The organism is Nocardia fodinahabitans (assembly GCF_052983615.1).
The window spans coordinates 4,074,158-4,093,144 of the sequence record NZ_JBRJJC010000001.1 but is presented as its reverse complement, the minus strand read 5'-3'; the positions used below and the strand labels follow the sequence as shown (position 1 = coordinate 4,093,144).

The 18,987-nt window shown below is 68.2% G+C and carries 20 protein-coding genes; 10 read left to right on the top strand and 10 right to left on the bottom strand.

The annotated features are described in order from the left end of the window. Positions 1 to 2 precede the first annotated feature (2 nt). The 3 genes from NV348_RS19100 to NV348_RS19090 form a co-directional block, all read right to left on the bottom strand. Entirely contained in the window at positions 3 to 767 is a 765-nt protein-coding gene (locus tag NV348_RS19100) for an MlaE family ABC transporter permease (protein ID WP_447151091.1), read from the bottom strand. 324 nt (positions 768 to 1,091) lie between these two features. Then, positions 1,092 to 1,994, bottom strand: a complete 903-nt coding sequence (locus tag NV348_RS19095) for a 3-oxoacyl-ACP reductase (RefSeq protein ID WP_447148111.1) — start codon at positions 1,992 to 1,994, stop codon at positions 1,092 to 1,094. A gap of 43 nt (positions 1,995 to 2,037) precedes the next feature. Beyond that, positions 2,038 to 2,226, bottom strand: a complete 189-nt coding sequence (locus tag NV348_RS19090; protein ID WP_447148110.1) for a ferredoxin — start codon at positions 2,224 to 2,226, stop codon at positions 2,038 to 2,040. Between the two features lie 188 nt (positions 2,227 to 2,414). Here NV348_RS19090 and NV348_RS19085 point away from each other — a divergent pair, with 188 nt between their 5' ends. Together NV348_RS19085 and NV348_RS19080 are read left to right on the top strand one after the other, a co-directional pair. Continuing rightward, positions 2,415 to 3,608 (top strand): acyl-CoA dehydrogenase family protein, encoded by a 1,194-nt coding sequence (locus tag NV348_RS19085; RefSeq protein ID WP_447148109.1) that lies wholly within the window; start codon positions 2,415 to 2,417, stop codon positions 3,606 to 3,608. 22 nt (positions 3,609 to 3,630) lie between these two features. Beyond that, positions 3,631 to 4,728, top strand: coding sequence for an acyl-CoA dehydrogenase family protein (locus tag NV348_RS19080; protein ID WP_447148108.1), 1,098 nt, complete (start codon positions 3,631 to 3,633; stop codon positions 4,726 to 4,728). Positions 4,729 to 4,823: 95 nt separating this feature from the next. Here NV348_RS19080 and NV348_RS19075 read toward each other — a convergent pair whose 3' ends face one another. From NV348_RS19075 to NV348_RS19065, 3 genes are read right to left on the bottom strand one after another with little or no spacing between them, the layout of a single operon-like run. Beyond that, positions 4,824 to 5,195 carry a type II toxin-antitoxin system death-on-curing family toxin gene (locus NV348_RS19075; RefSeq protein WP_447151090.1) on the bottom strand — a complete coding sequence of 124 codons (372 nt, stop codon included), beginning with the start codon at positions 5,193 to 5,195 and terminating at the stop codon, positions 4,824 to 4,826. Further along, positions 5,192 to 5,389 carry an antitoxin Phd gene (locus tag NV348_RS19070; protein ID WP_447148107.1) on the bottom strand — a complete coding sequence of 66 codons (198 nt, stop codon included), beginning with the start codon at positions 5,387 to 5,389 and terminating at the stop codon, positions 5,192 to 5,194. The genes NV348_RS19075 and NV348_RS19070 overlap by 4 nt, the downstream gene beginning before the upstream one ends. A 42-nt stretch (positions 5,390 to 5,431) precedes the next feature. Further along, entirely contained in the window at positions 5,432 to 6,088 is a 657-nt protein-coding gene (locus tag NV348_RS19065; protein WP_447148106.1) for a TetR/AcrR family transcriptional regulator, read from the bottom strand. A gap of 99 nt (positions 6,089 to 6,187) precedes the next feature. Here NV348_RS19065 and NV348_RS19060 point away from each other — a divergent pair, with 99 nt between their 5' ends. Then, on the top strand, positions 6,188 to 7,366 hold the full coding sequence (locus NV348_RS19060; RefSeq protein ID WP_447148105.1) for an FAD-dependent monooxygenase: 1,179 nt from the start codon (positions 6,188 to 6,190) through the stop codon (positions 7,364 to 7,366). Between the two features lie 61 nt (positions 7,367 to 7,427). On the opposite strand, the gene NV348_RS19055 is transcribed toward NV348_RS19060, so the two are convergent. Further along, entirely contained in the window at positions 7,428 to 9,071 is a 1,644-nt protein-coding gene (locus tag NV348_RS19055; protein WP_447148104.1) for an acyl-CoA synthetase, read from the bottom strand. A gap of 59 nt (positions 9,072 to 9,130) precedes the next feature. Between NV348_RS19055 and NV348_RS19050 the strand changes: the two genes are divergently transcribed. Next, positions 9,131 to 9,913, top strand: a complete 783-nt coding sequence (locus NV348_RS19050) for a crotonase/enoyl-CoA hydratase family protein (protein WP_447148103.1) — start codon at positions 9,131 to 9,133, stop codon at positions 9,911 to 9,913. A gap of 177 nt (positions 9,914 to 10,090) precedes the next feature. Here the strand turns inward: NV348_RS19050 and NV348_RS19045 are convergent, their stop codons facing one another. Continuing rightward, positions 10,091 to 10,504, bottom strand: coding sequence for a VOC family protein (locus NV348_RS19045; RefSeq protein WP_447148102.1), 414 nt, complete (start codon positions 10,502 to 10,504; stop codon positions 10,091 to 10,093). Between the two features lie 153 nt (positions 10,505 to 10,657). Between NV348_RS19045 and NV348_RS19040 the strand changes: the two genes are divergently transcribed. After that, entirely contained in the window at positions 10,658 to 11,656 is a 999-nt protein-coding gene (locus NV348_RS19040; protein WP_447148101.1) for a sigma-70 family RNA polymerase sigma factor, read from the top strand. A gap of 13 nt (positions 11,657 to 11,669) precedes the next feature. On the opposite strand, the gene NV348_RS19035 is transcribed toward NV348_RS19040, so the two are convergent. Next, positions 11,670 to 13,205: an acyl-CoA synthetase gene (locus tag NV348_RS19035; protein WP_447148100.1), complete on the bottom strand. Its 1,536-nt coding sequence runs from the start codon at positions 13,203 to 13,205 to the stop codon at positions 11,670 to 11,672. Between the two features lie 21 nt (positions 13,206 to 13,226). After that, entirely contained in the window at positions 13,227 to 14,264 is a 1,038-nt protein-coding gene (locus tag NV348_RS19030; protein WP_447148099.1) for an LLM class F420-dependent oxidoreductase, read from the bottom strand. A gap of 61 nt (positions 14,265 to 14,325) precedes the next feature. On the opposite strand from NV348_RS19030, the gene NV348_RS19025 reads away from it, so the two are divergent. The 5 genes from NV348_RS19025 to NV348_RS19005 are packed head-to-tail and all read left to right on the top strand — an operon-like array spanning position 14,326 to position 18,801. Then, on the top strand, positions 14,326 to 15,300 hold the full coding sequence (locus tag NV348_RS19025) for a Zn-ribbon domain-containing OB-fold protein (RefSeq protein WP_447148098.1): 975 nt from the start codon (positions 14,326 to 14,328) through the stop codon (positions 15,298 to 15,300). A 9-nt stretch (positions 15,301 to 15,309) separates the two neighbouring features. Continuing rightward, positions 15,310 to 16,329, top strand: a complete 1,020-nt coding sequence (locus NV348_RS19020; RefSeq protein WP_447148097.1) for a thiolase family protein — start codon at positions 15,310 to 15,312, stop codon at positions 16,327 to 16,329. Continuing rightward, a complete protein-coding gene (locus NV348_RS19015) occupies positions 16,326 to 17,495 on the top strand; it encodes a thiolase family protein (protein WP_447148096.1) in 1,170 nt (389 codons plus the stop codon). Before NV348_RS19020 ends, NV348_RS19015 begins: the two co-directional genes overlap by 4 nt. Continuing rightward, the gene (locus NV348_RS19010) at positions 17,492 to 18,382 is read left to right on the top strand and encodes a TIGR03619 family F420-dependent LLM class oxidoreductase (protein ID WP_447148095.1); all 891 of its coding nucleotides are present in this window, start codon (positions 17,492 to 17,494) and stop codon (positions 18,380 to 18,382) included. The genes NV348_RS19015 and NV348_RS19010 overlap by 4 nt, the downstream gene beginning before the upstream one ends. After that, on the top strand, positions 18,379 to 18,801 hold the full coding sequence (locus NV348_RS19005; protein WP_447148094.1) for a nuclear transport factor 2 family protein: 423 nt from the start codon (positions 18,379 to 18,381) through the stop codon (positions 18,799 to 18,801). Before NV348_RS19010 ends, NV348_RS19005 begins: the two co-directional genes overlap by 4 nt. The last annotated feature ends 186 nt before the right edge of the window (positions 18,802 to 18,987 follow it).

The following is an 18,987-nucleotide window of genomic DNA, read 5'->3' as shown; positions in this document are numbered from 1 at the left end:
GGTCACCGCACCGTGAATTTCAGGCCGATCGCGGTGACAACCACATTCACCACGAACAGCGCCATGAAGGCGAATACCACCGTTTGGTTCACCGCGTCGCCGACACTCTTGGGTCCGCCTTTCACCTGCAAGCCCAGATAGCAGGCGACCATTCCGGCGATCAGCCCGAACAGACCGGCCTTGATCTCCGAGATGATCAACTCGGGCAGGTTCGTCAGCAGCGGAATGCCGTTGACGAACGCGCCGGGGTTCACCCCCTGCAGGAAGACCGAGAAGGCGAAGCCACCGACGATGCCGACGGTGCACACGAGGCTGTTGAGCATCAGGGCCACGAACATCGAGGCGAGCACGCGCGGCACCACCAGTCGGCTGACCGGGTCGATGCCGAGCACCTTCATCGCGTCGATCTCTTCACGGATGGTGCGGGCGCCGAGGTCGGCGCAGATCGCGGTGGCGCCGGCGCCCGCCACGATCAGCACCGTGACGATGGGGCCGACCTGCGTGACGGCGCCGAACGCGGCGGCCGCCCCGCTGAGGTCGGCGGCACCGATCTCGCGCAGCAGGATGTTGAGGGTGAACACCACCAGCACCGTGAATGGGATCGCGACCAACAGCGTCGGCACGATCGAGACGCGAGCGACGAACCACGACTGGTCGATGAACTCACGCCACTGGAACGGGCGCCGGACCGCGGCCTTGGCCACTTCCGCGCCGAGTTCGAAAAATCCGCCGACCGCCCGCAACGGGACAGCAAGGAGGTCGTTCACGCTTTTTCCTCCTTGTTCGACGGGCGGGCCGATGTGCCCGCATACCCGTACTTCACCGCCACCCCGATCTGAAGACTGCCCAAAGACTAGAACATGTTCCTGTTGATGTCTGCCATTTGGGGAGACTATTACCAGGACTTTTTTGCGAAATCTGCCGCCGAAACTGAAACGAATACTGACCGAATGCCGTTTACCTCCTGTGAGGCGCCACACACCCCGACGCTCATGTCTACCAACACCTGGACCTGTGATCAACACAACTCGGCAGACATGCCCGTCGTGGCGCGCGGCGAGCCAACACCCGGCAAATCGGTGGCGGGCAGATCAGCCCAGATCGCGGAGCGAACGGGCCGAGAACGTGTGGTCGGCGGGACGCTCGGCAAAGTAGCCGTGCAGCGTCGAGGCGAGGTCTTCCTCGGACCATTCGGCGCCCGCGGCGTCGAAGCGGGCCTCTACCTCGGGAGCCGCCATCAGGGCGACCATCGGGCCGTAGACGACGAAAACCTGACCGTTCACCGCGTCGGCGGCGGGCGAGGCGAGATAGGCGACGAGCTTGGCCACATGCTCGGGCGCGAGCGGGTCGACCGAGCCCTCAGGCGCATCGGAGAAGACGGCCTCGGTCATCGCGGTCCTGGCCCGGGGGCAGATCGCGTTGGACCGTACGCCGAAGCGGGACAAGCCACGCGCGGCCGACAGCGTCAGCGCGGTGATGCCCGCCTTCGCGGCGCCGTAGTTCGCCTGACCCTCCGGCCCGAGCAGACCGGCCTCCGAGGAGGTGTTGACCAGCCGGCCGAAGACGGGCGCACCCGCGGCCTTGGACGCCGCGCGCCAGTAGGCGCCCGCGTTGCGCGAGAGCAGGAAGTGTCCGCGCAGGTGCACGGCGATCACCGCGTCGAAGTCCTCGTCGGACATGTTGAACAGCATGCGGTCGCGGGTGATACCCGCGTTGTTGACGACGATGTCGAGGCCGCCGAGGGATTCCTGGGCGGTCGAGATCAGCGCGTCGGCGGTGGCGCGCTCGGCGATGCTGCCGCCGACGAACTCCGCCTTGCCGCCGAGCTCGCGAATCGCGGCGATGGTCTCGGCGGCGGCGTCCTCGGTGAGGTCGTTGACGACCACCGCGGCGCCCGCCGCGGCCAGCGCGAGGGCCTCGGCCCGGCCGAGACCGGCGCCCGCGCCGGTCACGATCGCTACCCGGCCGTCCAGTGAAGTCTGCATCACACTCATCCGGCCGACTTTAGAACGTGTTTCACTTTACGACAAGAGCCGATCACGCCAACCTCAGCGCGGCCTTGGGACACTGCGCCACCGCTTCCTCGATGTCGGCGACGCGATCGTCGGGCACTTCGCCCTCGAGTACGTGCAGATTGTCGTCGTCATCGAGTTCAAACATGTCAGGGGCGATTCCTACGCACACGCCGTTCGCTTCGCACCGGTCGAAATCGACGATGATCTTCATGAGAACTTCCTTCCACGCGGTCTCCGCGACACTAACCCAGACAGCACAGCCCGCGAGGCGGAACAGCTGCCGATTCACTGTCAATACTGGAACATGTTCCAGTTGATATGCAATGATCGGTTTCGGTGGGGCCCATCCCCTGCGCCCCGCCGACGTCCGTTTTCGCAGCTGAGACCGAGGTAGGAACCATGCGCGTCGCGTATACGCCGCAGCAGGAAGAATTGCGCGCCGAGCTGCGCGAGTATTTCGCCCAGCTGATGACGCCGGAACGACGCGCGGCGCTGAGCCTGCAGACCGGCGAGTACGGCGAAGGCAACGTCTACCGCGAGGTTGTGCGTCAGATGGGCCGCGACGGCTGGCTGACGCTGAGCTGGCCCAAGGAGTACGGCGGCCAGGACCGCACGACGATGGATCAGCTGATCTTCGTCGAGGAAGCCGCCATCGCCGGCGCGCCCGTCCCGTTCCTCACCCTCAACTCGGTCGCGCCGACGATCATGCAGTACGGCACCGAGGAGCAGAAGAAGTTCTTCCTGCCCAAGATCGCCTCGGGTGAGCTGCACTTCGCCATCGGCTACTCCGAGCCCGGCGCGGGCACCGACCTGGCCTCGCTGCGCACGGCCGCGGTGCGCGACGGCGACGACTTCGTCATCAACGGCCAGAAGATGTGGACCAGCCTCATCGCCTACGCCGACTACATCTGGCTCGCGGTGCGCACCGATCCGACGGCCAAGAAGCACAAGGGCATCTCGATGTTCATCGTGCCCACCGCGACCGAAGGGTTCTCCTGGACGCCGGTGCACACGATGGGCGGCCCCGACACCAGCGCCACCTACTACCAGGACGTGCGAGTGCCCGCCACCTCGATGGTCGGGCCGGAGAACGGCGGCTGGTCGCTGATCACCAACCAGCTCAACCACGAGCGCGTCGCGCTGACCTCGGCCGGGCCGCTCTCGCTCGCGGTCAACCAGACCGTGCAGTGGGCGCGCGAGACCACCGGGCCCGACGGCAAGCGGGTGATCGACCAGGAGTGGGTGCGCCTGAACCTGGCGCGCGTCTACGCCAAGGTCGAATACCTCAAGCTGCTCAACTGGGAGATCGCCAGCCGCGCCGACCAGGGCGGCGAGGCGGCACCCAAGCCGTGGGACGCCTCCGCGTGCAAGGTCTACGGCACCGAACTGTCCACCGAGGCCTACCGCCTGCTGATGGAGGTCGTCGGCTCGCACGGTTACCTGCGCCAGGACTCCCCCGGCGCAGTGATGCTCGGCAGGCTCGAGCGGATGCACCGGGCCGCGCTGATCCTCACCTTCGGCGGCGGCACCAACGAGGTGCAGCGCGACATCATCGCCATGACCGCCCTGCGCCAGCCCGCGTCCGCCCGCTGATCCCGAAAGCCGGTATCTCCTCATGGATTTCACACCCACCGAAGCCCAGCTCGATCTCGCCCGGCTGACCGGCGAGATCTGCGCCAAACTCGTCACCGCCGACCGTCTGCGCGAGCTCGACACCTTCGGCCGCTACGACGAGCAGCTGTGGAAGTCGCTCGCCGAGACCGGCGTGCTGGCCGCGGCCCTGCCGGAAGACCTGGGCGGCAGCGATTTCGGCATGCTCGAGCAGACCGCGATCCTGCGTGAGCTGGGCCGCGTCGTCGCCGCGGTGCCCTACCTGTGGTCGATCGTCATCGGCGCCGGTGCGCTGGCGAAGTTCGGCGACGCCGACCAGCGACAGCTGGCCGCGCGGGCCGGCGCGGGCGAGATCGTGCTGACCGCGGCGCTGGCCGAGGAACTGCGCGCGACCACCGCCGCGCCGGGCATCGTCGCCGAGCCCGCCGGTGCGAACTGGACGCTGACCGGCACCGCGACCACCGTCGCCTTCGCCGATCGAGCCGAGCGAATCCTGGTGCCCGCCATCACGTCCCATGGTGTCGGTGTCTTCGTGGTCGACCCGGACCACGCGTCGGTCACCCGCACCGCCCAACAGGTCGTCGACCTGAGCGCCGAGTTCGTCGTCGACCTCGCCGCCACCCCGGCCACGCTGCTCGGCAGCATCGAGTCCGGCGCCGACATCCTCACCTGGCTGCGCGAACACGCCTGGCTCGGCCTCTCGGCCCTGCAGCTGGGCACCCTGGAGCGCGCGCTCGAGCTGACCGCCGAGCACACCCGCACCCGCGAGCAGTTCGGCAAGCCGATCGGCTCGTTCCAGTCCGTCGCCCAGCGCCTCGCCGACGCCTACATCGACATCGGCGGCCTGCGCCTGACGGTCACCCAGGCCGCCTGGCGCCTGTCCGAGAACCTCCCCGCCGCCGAGTCCATCCACATCGCCAAGTTCTGGGCGGCCGACGCGGGCCACAAGGTCGCCCACACCGTCGTCCACGTCCACGGCGGCCTCGGCATCGACCGCGACCACATCACCCACAACTACTTCACCGCCGCAAAGCACCACGAATTCGCCCTCGGCGGCGCCACTCCCCACCTCCTCGCCCTGGGCGCGGAACTGGCGAGCTAGCCACTCGCACCCGTCGGCAGGGCCCGTGCAGATCGAATCACGATCCGCGCGGGCCCGCTTTCGTTGTACTGCTTCAAGTGCGAGCGCCGTGGGCGTTATCGAGCGAAGCGGACGAGTTCCTTCGCGATGGCCGGCACATCGAGGTGGCCCTGACACACGGCGAGCACGAATTCCTCAGCGCGGTCAACGTCGAATGTCTCGTCGAGCGGGGCTCCATTGAGGTGCAAGAACACCCAGGTCGCGTACCAAGCGAGTCGCTTGTTCCCGTCGACCAGGCCGTGATTGCGGGCGAGTGATTCCATCAGCGCGGCAGCCTTCTGCCACAGATCGGGATAGGCGTCCTGCCCGAAAACGCTCGACTGGGGCCGCGCCGATGCGGAATCGAGCAGCCCGTAGTCACGGACGTCCGGGGTGCCGAGCCGCTTGGCCAAGCTCAGCAGCTCCGACAACGTCAGATACTGCATCAGGCAAGCCTTCGGTTCAGCTCTTCACTGACCCGGAGCACATGATCTGCCGCCTCGTTGAACAGTCGTGCCCGCTCGTTGACCGCTGCGACCACCGCATCGTGCGCAAACTGCTGCATACTCCGCCCCTCAGCCTCGGCGCGCTGCCTGAGCGCGTCCAATTCCGCATCGGTGAATCGCACATTGAGACCAGCCATGCCCCGATGGTACCGCGTGGTACCAGCTGGTTTCTGCAGGTTTTACGCTTGCCCCGACGTTCGCCAGGGCGAACTCGAATCGACAAGGTCGCCGGATTTCCCCGCATCACCGATAGCGCCCGAGGGCTCGGGAGTCAGGTAGCGCTGGAGGGTGGGGGCGATGTCGGTGACTATCTGCGCCGGTGTCAGGTCGACTACCGGGGGGATGCGCAGGACGTAGCGGCACAGGGCCAGGCCGAGGAGTTGGGTGACGATGAGGGCGGCGCGGCGGGGAGCATCGGCGGGGGTGCCGAAGCGCAGGACGGCGGGCAGCACTTGCTGGGCGAAGACCTCGCGGAAGCGGGCGGCCACCGCGTCGTCGGTGATCGAGGAACGCAGCAGGATCAGCAGGACGGTGTTGTCGTTCTCCTCCCAAATCGTCAGGAATCGGCGGATCAGCATCTCCCCCATGGCGTCCGGGTCGGCGGCGGCGAGGTCGGGCAGGTCTAGGTCGATCTGGGCGGCGGCGGCGAAGAGGCCGTCCTTGGAGCCGAAGTAGCGCATGACCATCGACGGATCGATCGCGGCGTCGGCGGCGATCGCGCGGATGGTCGCCTTCGCGTAGCCGTCGGCGGCGAAGCGGGCGCGCGCGGCGGCGAGGATGGCGGCGCGGGTGGCGTCCGAGCGGCGGGCCGGGGTCTCCTGGTCGGCGGAAGTCATGTCAACAAGTGTAGGCCAACAACTGTTGACTTTCATCGACGGTCGGGTTTACCGTTATGCCTACAAGCGTTGGCAAACAAGCGTTGACCAGGAGTCGTCATGACCGCCACCCCACTGCCCGAAGCCACGTCCGTCGTCATCGTCGGCGCGGGTCCCGCGGGTCTCACCGCCGCGATCGTGCTCGCCGAAGCGGGCGTCGATCATGTCCTCATCGATCGGCTGAGCGAGGGCGCCAACACTTCTCGCGCCGCGGTCGTGCACGCCAGGACCCTGGAGGTCCTCGACGAACTGGGCATCGCGAAGGAGCTCGTCGCGCGCGGCATCCAGGTCCCCACCTTCAAGGTGCACGACGGCCCGAAGACGTTGGCCACCATCGAATTCGACGCATTGCCGACCGCCTACCCCTACACGCTGATGATCCCCCAGGACGTGACCGAGCAGGTCCTGCTCGACCGGCTGCACCAGCTGGGCGGCACCGTCCACCGCCCGTTCACCGTCGAGCGCGTCGGCGACGAGAACGGCCGTGTCACTGTCGAATACACCACCGCCGACGGCACGGCGGGCACCATCGCCGCCGGCTACGTGATCGGCGCCGACGGCATGCACAGCGTCGTGCGCGAACAGGCGGGGATCGACTTCACCGGCGACACCTACCCCGCGTCGTTCGTCCTGGCCGATGTCCGGATGAGCTGGCCGACCCCGCGTTCGGAAGTCTCACTGCATCTTTCGCCGGAGGGCGTCACGGTGGTCGCCCCGCTCCCCGATGCGGCGCAGGAGCGTTACCGCGTCGTCGCCACCGTCGACGACGCCCCCGAGCACCCGACCCTGGACGACATCCAGACCCTCCTCGACGCCAGGGGCCCCGCGGGCGAGGTGCGCGTCGACGAGGTGCTGTGGAGCTCGCGCTTCCGCGTGCACCACCGCGTCGCCGACCACTACCGCGCGGGCCGCGTCCTGCTCGCCGGCGACGCCGCCCACGTGCACAGCCCGGCGGGCGGCCAGGGCATGAACACCGGCATCCAGGACGCCGCGCTTCTGGCCCGGCTGCTGGCGAAAGTGGTTGCCGGCGCACCGGATTCGCTGCTAGACGAGTACGAGACCGTCCGCAGGCCGATCGCGCTGGACGTCGTCGCCTTCACCGACCGGATGACCCGCATGGCCACCCTGCAGTCGGCCCCGGCCCGCACCGCGCGCAATACCGCGCTGCGCCTGCTCACCGGCATCCCCGTGGTCCGCGGCAAGCTGGCCTATCAGCTCGCCGAACTCGCCAACCGCTGACACACGAGAGAGGGGCCCTCCCGGCCACGTTGCCGGAAGGGCCCCTCTGCTGTCGATACCTCTACGCCGAGCCCGCGTCGGCGTGCTCGTCGGCAGGCCGCTCCTCGGTCTGCGACTTCGCCCACCGGTAGTCCGGCTTGCCCGCCGGCGAGCGCTTGATCTCGTCGACGAACCACAGGCTGCGCGGCTGCTTGTACGACGCGATCTCCTGGGTCAGCACCGGCTTCAGGTCGGCCAGGGTCGGCCGCTTGCCGCCGCGACACTGCACGACCGCGACCACCCGCTGGCCCCACCGCGCGTCCTCGACGCCGACGACCAGCGCGTCGAAGATGTCCGGATGCGCCTTGAGCGCGCCCTCGACCTCTTCGGGGTAGATCTTCTCGCCACCGGAGTTGATGCTCACCGAACCACGGCCGAGCATGGTGACGGTGCCGTCCTCCTCGACGCGCGCGAAGTCGCCCGGGATCGCGTAGCGAACCCCGTTGAACTCCTTGAACGTCGCGGCCGACTTGACCTCGTCCTTGTAGTAGCCGAGCGGGATGTGGCCGCTGCGCGCCAGCAGGCCGACGACGCCGGAACCCGGCTCGACCGGATTGCCTTCCTCGTCGAGCACCTGGGTGGCCGCGTCGATCTTCACCCGCGGGCCGCCGGTGTGGGTCTGGCCCTTGGCGATCGTCGCCAGACCACCGAAGCCGGTTTCCGAGGAGCCGATGGAGTCGGTGAGCAGCCGGTTGGGCAGCAGCTCGAGGAACTTGTCCTTCAGCGGCGGCGAGAACAGCGCGGCGCTGCTGGCGAGCACGTACAGCGACGAGAGGTCGTAGGGCTCACCGGTTTCCGGATTACCCTCCTCGAGCGCGTCGAGCATCGGCCGCGCCATGGCGTCGCCGGTGATGAAGATCAGGTTGATCTTGTGCTTGTCGACGGCCTGCCAGACGCCGTGCCCGCTGAACTCGGGGATCATCACGGCCTTGCCGCCGCCGAACAGGCTGTGGAAGGTGGCCCACTGCGCGCCGCCGTGGATCATCGGCGGGATCGGGTAGCGCACCATCTGCGGGTTGGCCGCGCCGATCTTGGCCAGCTCCCACTCGTCCTTGGTGTACTCGCCGGTGATGAAGTTGATGCCCGCGCCGAGCACCCGCCACACGTCCTCGTGCCGCCACATCACGCCCTTGGGCAGGCCGGTGGTGCCGCCGGTGTAGAGCATGTAGATGTCGTCGGGCGAACGCTCGCCGAAGTCACGCTCTCCGGAGGAAGCGGCCAGCGCCGCCTCGTACTCCACCGTGCCGGGCGCGGTCGGCCCCTCGGTGCCGTCCTCGACGACGAGCACGGTCTTCAGGCCGGGGACCTTCGGGAGGACCGCCTGCACCTTGTCGGTGTAGCGGCGCTCGTGGATCAGCGCGACCATGTCGGAGTTGTCGAAGATGTGCAGTAACTCGTTCTCGACGTAGCGGTAGTTGACGTTGATCATCACCGCCCGCGCCTTGAAGATCGCGACCATCGCTTCGACGGCTTCGACGGTGTTCCGGGAGTAGATTCCGACTTTGTCGCCGGGTTTCACACCCTGTTCCTGCAGGTAATGGGCCAGCTTGTTGGCCCGCTCCTCCAGTTCGGCGTAGGTCGACTCGCGATGTTCGCCGACCAGCACGATCCGGTCGGGCATCAGGTCGACGGCGTGTTCGACGAGATCGGCTATGTTGTAGCTCACAGGAACAAAAATAGAACGTGTTACTGTTTCTGACAAGCTCGAACGTCAGGAGATATCGAATGGCCCACTGTCTGGTCGAGAAGCGAGACCATGTCCTCATCGTCACCATGAACCGGCCGGAGGCGCGCAACGCCCTCTCGGGCGAGATGATGGCGATCATGCGCGACGCCTGGGACCAGGTGGACAGCGATCCCGATATCCGCGTCGCGATCCTCACCGGCGCGGGCGGAGCCTTCTGCGCGGGGATGGACCTGAAGGCGATGAGCTCGCAGCATCCGGGGGACACCGCCTCCTCCGGCAGCTGGGACCCGGCCTACCTCCCCGCGCTGCTGAAGGGGCGGCGACTGGCCAAGCCGCTGATCGCGGCAGTCGAGGGCCCGGCCATCGCCGGTGGCACCGAGATCCTGCAGGGCACCGACCTGCGCGTGGCCGGGGAAAGCGCCAAGTTCGGCGTCTCCGAGGCCCGCTGGGGCCTGTTCCCGCTCGGCGGTTCCGCGGTGCGGCTGGCCCGGCAGATCCCGTACACGGTGGCCGCTGATCTGCTGCTGACCGGTCGGCACATCACTGCCGCCGAGGCCAAGGAGATCGGCCTGATCGGCCACGTGGTCCCCGACGGAACCGCCCTCGACAAGGCCATGGCGCTGGCCGGCCAGATCGCTGACAACGGCCCTCTCGCCGTCCAGGCGATGCTGCGCACGCTGCGCGAAACCGAAGCGATGCCGGAGAACGAGGCGTTCCCCATCGAGGCGAAGATCGGCATCGAGGTGTTCAGATCAGCCGATGCCAAGGAAGGGCCGCGCGCCTTCGCGGAGAAGCGCAAGCCGAACTTCACCGGGCAGTAGGACGTTCGCCGGTCGCACTGCCACTGCGCCCCGACCTCGAGGAGGGGCCGCCGCGCAGCGGCGGTTCGCGGCCGTCCCGCCGGTCAGGTGCCGTTGCGTAGGCGACGAAGGAGCAAGCAACGGTGCCTGACCGGCGGGACACAAGGGGCCGCGAACTCGAGCGCGCCAGCGCTCCAACTACACCGGGTAGTTCATGTAGAACGGCTCCCACTGGTGACCGTCGGGGTCGAGGAACGTGCGGCCGTGCATGCCCACCTGGGCCTCCTGGGCGCGCTTGTCCTCGTTGGTCTGCTCGGTCGCGCCCGCGGCGACGGCCGCGTCGGTCAGCGCGTCGACTTCCTCGGCGCTGGCCAGCGAGAGCGCGTAGCCCGCGGCGGCGGTATTGATCGTGTCAGCGATAGGGCGGGTGCTGAAGGTCGAGAAGAACGGCTTGGTCAGCAGCATCAGGCAGATGTTGTCATCGATGACGATGCACGACGCGTTCTGATCGGTGAAATCCTCGTTGACCTTCCAGCCCAGCGCCTCGTAGAAGCTCTTCGAGCGGTCGAGGTCGGCGACGGGGAGGTTGACGAAGATCATCTTGCTGCTCATGGTGGTGAACCTTTCGGGAGCGTCGTTGCGGTCTCGTTCATGTAGACGCGGCCACCCCGGCGGATTCATCGCTGGACAGCGAAGTTCGCGAAATCTCGATGGTCCGTTTTCTCCCCTGTCGACTGTCGGACCCCTGTGGCATCGTGGGAAACTATGAGCGACGCCACAACCGCTACCACCGGCCCGGACCCCGCTGTACTGGCCGAATTCGAAACCCACCGGCGCGAATTGTGCGCGTACGCCTACCGCATGCTCGGCTCCTCGTTCGAGGCCGAGGACGCGGTGCAGGAGACGTTCACCCGCGCCTGGCGCTCCTACGATTCGTTCGAGGGCCGCGCGAGTCTGCGCTCGTGGCTGTACAAGATCGCCACCAATATCTGTCTGGACATGCTCGACCGGCCGCAGAGCCGGGCCAGACCGATGGACCTCAACGGTCCAGGGCGTCCGGATTCCCCGCTGCCCGCCCCGCAGCCCGACTACGTGTGGATCGAGCCGATCCCGAACGCGCTCGCCTTCGGCGCCGACCCGGCCGAGCACGCCTCGACCAAGGACACGCTGCGCCTGGCGTTCGTGGCCGCCTGCCAGCATCTGCCCGCCACCCAGCGCGCGATCCTGATCATGCGCGAGGTGCTGCGCTTCTCCGCGGGCGAGACCGCGGAGGCGCTGATGATGTCGCCCGCGTCGGTGAACAGCGCGCTACAGCGCGCCAGGGCCACCATGTCCAAGGTGCAGCCGACCGTCACCGACGGCTTCGACGAGTCCGATCCCGACCAGCGCAAGCTGATCGACGATTTCGTGAAGGCCTTCGAGGCCTATGACATGGATGCGCTCACCACGCTGCTGAAAGCCGATGTGGCGCTGTCGATGCCGCCCTTCGATCTCTGGATCTCCGGCCCCGAGAACGTGGCCGCGTTCATGCTCAGCACGGGCAGCGCGTGCCGCAATTCGCGGATGGTGCCGCTGGCAGGCGCCAACGGGCTGCCCGCCTTCGGGCACTACAAGCCGAGCGAGGAGCCCGGCGTCTGGGTGCCGTGGTCGATCACCGTGCTCGAACTCCAGGGCGACATCATCTCGGGCCTGAACTTCTTCCTCGACACCGAGAAGTTGTTCCCGCTCTTCGGGCTCGCGCCGGAGTGGCGCGAAGCCGTCTGAGCGGGAACATCTTTCACAGCAGGCGGCGCTTGTACAGCTTGCCGTTGGGATCGCGGGGCAGCTCCGCACGGTATTCCACCGTGCGGGGCAGCTTGTACTTGGCGAGCTGGCCTGCCGCGAACTCGAGGATCTCGGCGGTGAGCGCGTCGTCGCCCGCCGCACCGTCGACCGGCTGCACGAACGCCTTGACCTGCTGGCCCCAATCCGGGTCGGGCACACCGAGGACCGCCACGTCGGCCACCTTCGGGTGGCTCATCAGCACACCCTCGATCTCGGCCGGGTAGATGTTCACGCCGCCGGACAGGATCAGGTCGGAGCGGCGGTCGCAGAGGAACAGGTAGCCGTCCTCGTCGAGGTAGCCGATGTCGCCGACGGTGAACAGGTCACCGACGCGCGACTCCTCGGTCTTCTCCTTGGCGTGGTGGTACTCGAAGCTGGAGGCACCCATCCTCATGTAGACCATGCCCTCCTTGCCCGCGGGCAATTCGGAACCGTCGGTCTCGTCGAGGATCTTGATGACCGACCACGGCCAGGCCTTGCCGACCGACCCGGGCTTGGCCAGCCACTCGGTCCCGTTGATCACCGTGCCGCCGCCCTCGGTGGCGGCGTAGTACTCGGTGACGACCGGACCCCACCATTCGAGCATCTGCCGCTTGGTCGCCTGCGGGCACGGCGCGGCGCCGTGCACCATGCTGCGCAGCGAGGACACGTCGTAGCGGGCGCGCACGTCCTCGGGCAGGGCGAGCAGGCGGTGGAACTGGGTGGGCACCATGTGGCTGTGCGTCACCTTGTGCCGCTCGATCAGCGCGAGCATGTCCTCGGGATCCCACTTGTCCATCAGCACCAGCTTGTGGCCCATCTGGATCGAGATCGTCGAGAAGTTCAGCACGGCCGTGTGATAGAGCGGCGAGCCGCAGATGTGCACATGCTCGTCGTAGGGCGCGAGTTCGAACAGGGCGAAGAAGGCCTTGTTCGGTGCGGGGACCTGGTCGGGATCGGCGCCGGTCAGCGGGCGGCGAACGCCCTTGGGGCGACCGGTGGTGCCCGAGGTGTAGAGCATCGGCGCACCGACCGAACGCTCGTCCGGGCGGCCGGTGTCGGCGGCACCGAGCCACGACACCGGGCGGAAGCCCTCGATGGTGCCCGCCGAGAAGCGGGCGTCGGCGGGCAGTTCGGCCAGGTCGGCGGCCTCGGCGGCGGTAGCCGCGAACCGCTCACTGGCCAGGAAGGCCGAGGCCTCGCTGTCGCCGAGGATGTAGGCGATCTCCGGCGCGGTGAGGTGCCAGTTCACCGCGACGATGTACAACCCCGCCTGGTAGGCGGCGAAATACGCGGCGATCGCCTCCACACCGTTGTGCAGCATGCTGACGACCACGTCGCCGGTGCGCAATCCGATGCCACGTAGTCCGTTGGCGTAGCGGTTGGCGAGGGTGGCCAATTCTCGATAGCTGATCTCCCTGCCGTCCGGGTCGACGACGGCGATCCGCTCGGGATCGGCCGCGGCGATATTCCACAGTCCGAGGACTTCCGTTGTCTGCTGGCTGCTCACCCCTCGAATTTAGAACCTGTTCTACTCGGTTACAAGAGCCTGGAGCCGACGAAGTTGATCGGCGTCGGAAACCGAGATCAGCATCATCGTCACGCCGGCGTCCTCCCATTCCTTCAGCCGCGTGCGCACGTGCGCCTCGTCGCCGAAGATCGCGGTGTCGGTGATCAGCTCGTCCGGCACCGCGGCGGCGGCCTCGGCCTTGCGCCCGGCCTGGAACAACGCGGAGATCTCGTCGACCTCGGCGCTGTAGCCCATCCGCTTATAGACCTGCGCGTGGAAGTTCAGCTCGGGCGCGCCCATGCCGCCGATGTAGAGCGAGGTCACCCATCGCATCCGCTCGATCTCGGCGCCCGGGTCGTCGGTGAGGACCACCTGCGCGCTCGCGGCGATCTCGAAATCGGCCCTGCTGCGCCGGGCACCCGGCCGCGCGAAGCCCTCGTCGAGCCACTCGTTGTACATGCCCGCCAGGCGCGGGGCGTAGTAGATCGCCAGCCAGCCGTCGGCGATCTCGGCGGTCTGGGCGACGTTCTTCGGACCCTCCGCACCCAGCCAGATCGGCAGGTCGGCGCGCAGCGGATGCACGATCGGCTTGAGCGGTTTGCCCATGCCGGTGGCACCGGGACCGGTGTAGGGCAGGCCGTAGTACTTGCTGTCGGAGGTCACCGGCGCCTCGCGGGCCAGCACCTTGCGCACGATGTCGACGTACTCGCGGGTGCGGCGCAGCGGCTGCGCGAACGGCTGCCCGTACCAGCCCTCCACCACCTGCGGCCCGGAGACGCCGAGGCCGAGGATGGCCCGGCCGCCGCTGAGGTGATCGAGGGTGAGCGCGTGCATCGCCGCCGCTGCGGGCGTGCGGGCCGAGAGCTGCGCGACCGAGGTGCCAAGGCGCACCCGCTCGGTCGACGAGCCCCACCAGGCCAGCGGCGTGAAGGCGTCCGAGCCCCACGACTCGGCCGCGAACACCGCGTCGAAGCCCGCTTCCTCGGCCGCGATCACCAGCTCGCCGGCGTTGGCGGGCGGCTGCGCACCCCAGTAACCGAGTTGCAGTCCGAATTTCATGACCGACGCCCTTTCCGGCGAATCCTTGCCAGCAGAATAAGAACCTGTTCTACTCGATATCGTGACCCAGGGGAATACCGCAGTGGAAGTATTGAGTGCACCCCTTCGGGTGCAGTTCGACTACACCAGGTCCGTCGGACCCATCATCGGCGCCTTTCTGACCGGACTGCGCGACCGCCGGATACTCGGCGTGCGCGGCAGTGACGGCCGGGTATTGGTGCCGGCGCAGGAATACGACCCGATCACCTCGGCCCCGCTGGCCGAGCTGGTCCAGGTCGAGCCGACCGGCACGGTGCAGTCGTGGACGTGGGTGGCCGAGCCGCTGCCCGGGCAGCCGTTCGACCGCCCGTTCGCGTGGGCCCTCGTCCAGCTGGACGGAGCCGACACGGCGATGTTGCACGCGCTGGATGTGACCGACCCGAGCCAGGTGCGCACGGGTCTGCGCGTGCGGGTGCGCTGGGCCGAGGAACGGACCGGCACGATTCAGGACATCGCCTGCTTCGAGCCGGGCGAAGGCGCCGCGGCCGCGACACCGTCCGAGGACTCCACCGCCGAGCCGGTGACCATGCTGACCACACCGGTCGACATGAACTACAAGCACACAGCCTCCCCGCAGGAGAGCGTCTACCTGCGCGGTCTCGCCGAGGGCAAGCTGATCGGCGGCCGCTCCGAAGCGGGCGGGCGGGTCTACTTCCCGCCGCGCGGCGCCAACCCGACCGACGGCACGCCCACCGACGACCTGGTGGAGCTGCCCGACAAGGGCACGGTGACCACCTTCTGCATCGTCAACGTGCCGTTCCTCGGCCAGCGGATCAAGCCGCCGTACGTGGCCGCCTACGTGCTTCTCGACGGCGCCGACATCCCGTTCCTGCACCTGGTCCTCGGCTGCGAGGCGTCCGAGGTGCGGATGGGCATGCGGGTCGAAGCCGTGTGGAAACCGCGCGAGGAATGGGGCCACGCGCTGGCCAATATCGACCACTTCCGGCCGAGCGGTGAGCCCGATGCCCCGTACGAGTCCTACCAGCACCACCTCTGAGAGGCGACGTTGAGTACACCAGAAATCGCGGTGGTCGGGTTCGCCCACGCACCGCACGTGCCGGAGACCTTCGGCACCACCAACGGCGTCGAGATGCTCGTGCCGTGCTTCCAGCAGCTCTACGCCGACCTCGGCATCACCAAGACCGATATCGACTTCTGGTGCTCCGGGTCCTCGGACTACCTGGCGGGACGGGCGTTCTCGTTCATCTCCGCGGTCGACGCGATCGGCGCGGTGCCGCCGATCAACGAGTCGCATGTGGAGATGGACGCCGCGTGGGCCCTCTACGAGGCCTGGGTGAAACTGCTCTCCGGCCAGGCACAGACCGCGCTCGTGTACGGCTTCGGCAAGTCGTCGGCGGGCACCCTGCGGCAGGTGCTGAGCAGGCAGCTCGACCCGTATCTGGTCGGCCCGCTGTGGCCCGACGCCGTCTCGGTCGCGGGGCTGCAGGCCCGCGCCGGGCTGGACGCGGGCCGCTGGACCGAGCGGGAGATGGCGGCCGTCGCCGGCGGTGACATCGAATCCCTGCTCGCCGAGCCGTATGTCGCCGATCCGCTGCGCGCGCACGATATCGCGCCGATCACCGACGGTGCGGCCGCGATCGTGCTGGCGGTCGGCGATCGAGCCAGGGAGCTGTGCGAGCGCCCGGCGTGGATCACCGGGATCGCGCACAATATCGATGCCCAGGCGCTCGGTGGCCGCGACCTCACCCGCTCACCATCCACCACCAGGGCGGCCGCCGCCGCGACCCGTGGTGACACCGCCTTCGACCTGGCCGAACTGCACGCGCCGTTCAGTCATCAGCAGCTGATCCTGGCCGAGGCGATCGGCCTGTCCCCCGAGACCCCGGTCAACCCGTCCGGCGGTGCGCTCGCGGGCAACCCGATGTTCGCGGCGGGCCTGGAACGGATCGGCAACGCCGCCACGGCCATCATCTCCGGCACCGCCGACCGGACCCTCGCTCATGCGACCAGCGGCCCCGCGCTGCAGCAGAACCTGGTCGCCGTTCTGGAATCGGAGGCACGATGAGCTTCCCCGCGGCGGTGCTCGGCACCGGCCAAACTCATCACGTGACGAAGCGCGCGGACGTATCCATGGCGGGCATGTGCCGCGAAGCGATCGATCGGGCGCTCGATGACGCGGGCCTGACCATCGACGACATCGACGCCGTCGTCGTCGGCAAGGCCCCCGACTTCTTCGAGGGCGTCATGATGCCCGAGCTCTATCTCGCCGAGGCCCTCGGTGCCATCGGCAAGCCGTTGCTGCGCGTGCACACCGCCGGCTCGGTGGGTGGCTCGACCGGTGTCGTCGCCGCCAACCTGGTGCAGGCCGGCGTGCACGGCAAGGTGCTCGCGATCGCGTGGGAGAAGCAGTCGGAGTCGAACGCCATGTGGGCGTTGTCGATTCCGGTGCCGTTCACCATGCCGGTCGGCGCGGGCGCGGGTGGCTACTTCGCCCCGCACGTGCGCTCCTACATCCGGCGTTCCAATGCCCCGATGCACATCGGCGCGATGGTCGCGGTGAAGGACCGGCGCAACGGCGCGAAGAACCCGCTCGCCCATCTGCACCAGCCCGACATCACCCTCGAATCGGTGCTCGCCTCCCAGATGCTGTGGGACCCGATCCGTTTCGACGAGACCTGCCCGTCCTCCGACGGCGCCTGCGCCCTGGTGATCGGCAATGCCGAGGCCGCGGCGGCGGTCGAGGCCCAGGGCAAGAAGGTCGCCTGGGTGCACGGCACCGCGATGCGCACCGAGCCGACCACCTTCTCCGGTCGTGACCAGGTCAATCCGCAGGCGGGCCGGCACGCGGCCGCCGCGCTGTGGAAGGCGGCCGGGATCACCGACCCGCTCGAGGAGATCGACGTCGCCGAGATCTACGTGCCGTTCTCCTGGTTCGAGCCGATGTGGCTGGAGAACCTGGGCTTCGCCGCCGAGGGCGACGGCTGGAAGCTCACCGACAAGGGCGAGACCGAGATCGGCGGCCGGATCCCGGTGAACCCGTCCGGCGGCGTGCTCTCCTCGAACCCGATCGGCGCCTCCGGCCTGATCCGCTTCGCCGAAGCGGCCAAGCAGGTCATGGGCCGGGCGGGCGCCTACCAGGTCGAGAACGCCCGCAAGGCGCTGGGCCACGCGTACGGCGGTGGCTCCCAGTACTTCTCGATGTGGGTCGTGGGAAGCGAGCGACCGGAATGAAGTTCACCCTCGGTATCGCGCTGAGCCCGCTCGACCAGCTCACCGAGCTGGCCAAGACGGCCGAAGAATGCGGATTCACCTCGATCGGCCTGCCCGACTCGCTGTTCTATATGAAGTCGCAGGCCGCCGACTATCCGTACACGCCGGACGGCAGCCGGTTCTGGGGTCCGGAGACGCCGTGGGTCGACCCACTGATCGCCGCGGCCTCGATGGCCGCGGTGACCACGACGCTGCGGTTCTACACCAACGTCCTCAAGCTCGGCTCGCGCAGTCCGCTGCTACTGGCTCGCCAGGTCGGCTCGATCGCCAACATGTCGGGCAACCGCTTCGGCTTCGGCATCGGGATCGGCTGGGCACCGGAGGAATTCGAGTGGTGCGGGGTCCCCTACGCCCGCCGCGGCGCCCGGGTCGACGAGATGATCGAGATCATCCGGCTGGTCCTCGACGGCGGCATGGTCGAGTACCACGGCGAGTTCTTCGACTTCGACGAGCTGCAGATCAGCCCGGCACCGAGCGAGCGGGTGCCGTTCTACGTCGGCGGGCACACCGGTCCGGCACTGCGCCGGGCCGCCAAGATCGGCGACGGCTGGACCTCGGCGATGATGAAGTTCGACGACCTGGTCACCACCATCGACACCCTGCGCGAACTGCGCGCGGAGTACGACCGGTCCGACGTGCCGTTCGAGATCCAGGCCGTGTGCATCGACAAGTTCGGTCGCGACGGCTACCAGGATCTGGCCGACGCCGGCGTCACCGACACCATCGTGGTGCCGTGGCTGTCCGACGGTATCGGTTTCGACGGCGAGCTGGCCGCCAAGCAGGACTCGCTGCGCAAGTTCGCGGCGAAGTACATCGCCGACCCGATCGTCGCGAAGGGCAAGCCATGAGCGAGACCACGGTGGATCGTTCGGCACGTGCCGCCGGCCTGGCTTCCCAGGCCGCGGTAGGGGCCAGGGACAAGGCGGCCTGGGTCGCCTTGTTCGCCGCGGACGGCATCGTCGAAGATCCGGTCGGCCCTTCGGGTTTCGACCCCGAGGGCGTCGGCCATCGCGGCCACGAGGCGATCGGCGCGTTCTGGGACAAGGCGATCGCGCTGACCGAATCGATCGAGTTCCTCTTCGAGGACTCCTTCGCCTGCGGCAACGAGATCGCCTTCACCGGCAAGATCCGCACCACCATGGCGGGCCACGTGATCGACGCCGAGGGCGTGTTCACCTACAAGGTCGACGCCGAGGGCAAGATCGCCGCCCTGCGCGCATTCTGGGAGGTCGACCGCGCCATGGCCACCACCCGCAAAGTCTCCTGAACACACCACACACACACAGAACAGCCCCGGCACCACTGAGGTACCGGGGCTGTTCCACATCCACATGACCCGACCACCACGCCCCGACCCCGAGGAGGGGCAGGCCGACGCAGTCGGCCGTCGCGGCCGTCCCGCCGATCAGGCGCCGTTGCGCAAGCGACGAAGGAGCAGCAACGGCGCCTGATC

What these genes read in the sequence shown, in the direction of transcription:
- NV348_RS19015 (WP_447148096.1), top strand. Translation starts at nt 16,326, where the DNA reads ATGAGCTTCCCCGCGGCGGTGCTCGGCACCGGCCAAACTCATCACGTG.
- NV348_RS19030 (WP_447148099.1), bottom strand. Translation starts at nt 14,264, where the DNA reads ATGAAATTCGGACTGCAACTCGGTTACTGGGGTGCGCAGCCGCCCGCC.
- NV348_RS19085 (WP_447148109.1), top strand. Translation starts at nt 2,415, where the DNA reads ATGCGCGTCGCGTATACGCCGCAGCAGGAAGAATTGCGCGCCGAGCTG.
- NV348_RS19070 (WP_447148107.1), bottom strand. Translation starts at nt 5,389, where the DNA reads ATGGCTGGTCTCAATGTGCGATTCACCGATGCGGAATTGGACGCGCTC.
- NV348_RS19010 (WP_447148095.1), top strand. Translation starts at nt 17,492, where the DNA reads ATGAAGTTCACCCTCGGTATCGCGCTGAGCCCGCTCGACCAGCTCACC.
- NV348_RS19065 (WP_447148106.1), bottom strand. Translation starts at nt 6,088, where the DNA reads ATGACTTCCGCCGACCAGGAGACCCCGGCCCGCCGCTCGGACGCCACC.
- NV348_RS19050 (WP_447148103.1), top strand. Translation starts at nt 9,131, where the DNA reads ATGGCCCACTGTCTGGTCGAGAAGCGAGACCATGTCCTCATCGTCACC.
- NV348_RS19005 (WP_447148094.1), top strand. Translation starts at nt 18,379, where the DNA reads ATGAGCGAGACCACGGTGGATCGTTCGGCACGTGCCGCCGGCCTGGCT.
- NV348_RS19080 (WP_447148108.1), top strand. Translation starts at nt 3,631, where the DNA reads ATGGATTTCACACCCACCGAAGCCCAGCTCGATCTCGCCCGGCTGACC.
- NV348_RS19060 (WP_447148105.1), top strand. Translation starts at nt 6,188, where the DNA reads ATGACCGCCACCCCACTGCCCGAAGCCACGTCCGTCGTCATCGTCGGC.
- NV348_RS19040 (WP_447148101.1), top strand. Translation starts at nt 10,658, where the DNA reads ATGAGCGACGCCACAACCGCTACCACCGGCCCGGACCCCGCTGTACTG.
- NV348_RS19090 (WP_447148110.1), bottom strand. Translation starts at nt 2,226, where the DNA reads ATGAAGATCATCGTCGATTTCGACCGGTGCGAAGCGAACGGCGTGTGC.
- NV348_RS19045 (WP_447148102.1), bottom strand. Translation starts at nt 10,504, where the DNA reads ATGAGCAGCAAGATGATCTTCGTCAACCTCCCCGTCGCCGACCTCGAC.
- NV348_RS19095 (WP_447148111.1), bottom strand. Translation starts at nt 1,994, where the DNA reads ATGAGTGTGATGCAGACTTCACTGGACGGCCGGGTAGCGATCGTGACC.